At 67.2% G+C, this 1502-nt stretch carries 2 protein-coding genes; one reads left to right on the top strand and one right to left on the bottom strand.

The window, feature by feature from the left end; all coding sequences use genetic code 11:
• Positions 1 to 881, top strand: an 881-nt coding sequence (locus ACOJTB_RS17830; protein ID WP_420103868.1) for a glycosyltransferase family 4 protein, incomplete at its 5' end; no start/stop codon positions are given.
• An 18-nt stretch (positions 882 to 899) separates the two neighbouring features.
• On the opposite strand, the gene ACOJTB_RS17825 is transcribed toward ACOJTB_RS17830, so the two are convergent.
• Positions 900 to 1502 (bottom strand): glucose-6-phosphate isomerase (locus tag ACOJTB_RS17825; protein ID WP_465248412.1); only part of this gene is annotated, 603 nt, incomplete at its 5' end.

Below are 1502 nucleotides of genomic sequence, written 5' to 3'. Positions count from 1 at the left end.
CCTATCCGGAAATCCGCCTCGCCATCGCATCGAGCCGCAAGGTGCTGGCCGAGATCGAAGCCATCGCGCCTGACTATATCCACATCTCCACGGAGGGTCCGCTCGGCATGGCGGCGCGGCGCGCCTGCCTCAAGCGCCGGCTGCCCTTCACCACGGCCTATCACACGCGTTTTCCCGAATTCATCAGCGCGCGCCTGCCCATACCGGAAAGCCTGAGTTACTGGTGGCTGCGGCGCTTTCACAATTCCGGCGAAGGCATGATGGTGGCCACCAAGTCGCTCGGCGCGGAAATGGCGGCGCGCGGCTTCGTGCGCATCAAGCGCTGGTCGCGCGGGGTGGATACGAAACTGTTCGATCCGGCGAAGCGCCGCGATCTCGGCCTGCCGCGGCCGATCTTCCTCAATGTCGGGCGCGTCGCGGTGGAAAAGAACCTGCCGGCCTTCCTCGCGCTCGACCTGCCGGGCAGCAAGGTCGTCGTCGGCGACGGGCCGGACCTTGCCATGCTGCGCCAGCGTTATCCCGACGTGCATTTCCTCGGCCGCAAGGTGGGCGAGGACCTGGCGTCGATCTATGCCTCCGCCGACGCCTTCGTCTTTCCGAGCCGCACGGACACCTTCGGCAATGTGATGCTGGAAGCCCTGGCAAGCGGCGTTCCCGTCGCCGCCTTCCCGGTCACCGCCCCGCGCGACGTGCTGGGCGAGGGCGGCGTGCTCTCGGAAGATCTGCGGGCGGCGGCGCTTGCCGCGCTCGATATCCCGAAGGACGTCGCCCGTGGCCGCGCCATGGCCTATAGCTGGCGCGCCTGCGCCCGCGAATTCTTCGGAAACCTGACCCGCGTGCCGCGCTATGCGTTCGCGGCACGCCGTCTCAGCCTGCGCTGAGCGCTTTCGCCAGGTCTATTACCTGGCCGCCTTCAGCAGTGCCGCGACGAGACCCGCCGTCGAGGAATCGTGCCCGGCCGCGCTCTCCTTGCCCTCGACGACCGGAAGCAGGCCGGTCGCCAGTTCCTTGCCAAGCTCCACGCCCCACTGGTCGAAGGAGTTGATGTTGAAGAGCGCGCCTTCGACGAACACGCGGTGCTCGTAGAGCGCGATGAGCCGGCCGAGCGCGAATGGCGTCAGGCTGTCGTGAACCATGGTGATTGACGGGCGGTTGCCGGAGAAGACGCGGTGCGGCGCGATCCGGTCGGCCTTCGCCTCGTCCATGCCCTTGGCGGTGAGCTGCGCCTTTGCCTCGGCGAAGCTGCGGCCCTTCATCAGCGCCTCGGACTGCGCAAGGCAATTGGCGATCAACAGCTGGTGCTGGTGGCGCAGGCTCTTCTCGTGGCCGTTGGCCGCGATCATGAATTCGGCCGGAATGACGGCCGTGCCCTGGTGGATCAGCTGGTAGAAGGCATGCTGGCCGTTCGTGCCGGGTTCGCCCCACACGACCGGGCCGGTCTGGCCTTCGACGGGCGTGGAATCCATCGTCACCGACTTGCCGTTCGATTCCATGTCGAGCTG

Origin of the sequence: Allobosea sp. (assembly GCF_048595345.1) — a bacterium.
Taxonomy (GTDB): Bacteria; Pseudomonadota; Alphaproteobacteria; order Rhizobiales; family Beijerinckiaceae; genus Allobosea.
The sequence above is the reverse complement of the archived record's forward strand: the minus strand, read 5'-3'. Positions and strand labels throughout refer to the sequence as shown.